The following is a 359-nucleotide window of genomic DNA, read 5'->3' as shown; positions in this document are numbered from 1 at the left end:
CGTGCGATGCGTTTGATTGCCAGCCATCCGCCTTTGAATGCGCCGTATTATTTGACGGCTTCGACTGCATATTGTGAACAGGTCGGGGTATAGCGGCAGCGCGGTGGAATGAGGGGGCTGATGCAGTATTGGTAAAAGCGGATGAGTGCAAGGAAGAGCTTGGAAAGCAGGGTATTCATCGGCGTTTTTTCATCAGCTGGGCAAGTTGGTTTCGGGCTTCCGGAGCAGTTTCCCGATTAAACGCCTGACGCACGCGCACAACAAAATCATGTGGCGGCAGCTGGTGTTGATTCAGCCTGAGCCAGTCGCGGATGACGCGCTTCATATAATTGCGGTCATGGGCGCGTTTGGCGGTCTTT

Annotated in this window: 1 protein-coding gene and 1 pseudogene; both read right to left on the bottom strand. The window is 54.0% G+C overall.

Annotated elements, in window-relative coordinates:
• Window positions 1-50 precede the first annotated feature (50 nt).
• Window positions 51-179 (bottom strand): annotated as a pseudogene (gene yidD, locus ACTHS3_RS17325) (membrane protein insertion efficiency factor YidD); the annotation flags it as partial.
• A partial coding sequence (locus ACTHS3_RS17320) for a ribonuclease P protein component (protein ID WP_440368678.1) occupies window positions 176-359 on the bottom strand: 184 nt, incomplete at its 5' end. The pseudogene yidD and the gene ACTHS3_RS17320, both read right to left, overlap by 4 nt.

It is taken from the genome of Neisseria sp. P0009.S007 (assembly GCF_051962515.1).
This window is presented reverse-complemented; position numbering and strand designations above follow the sequence as displayed.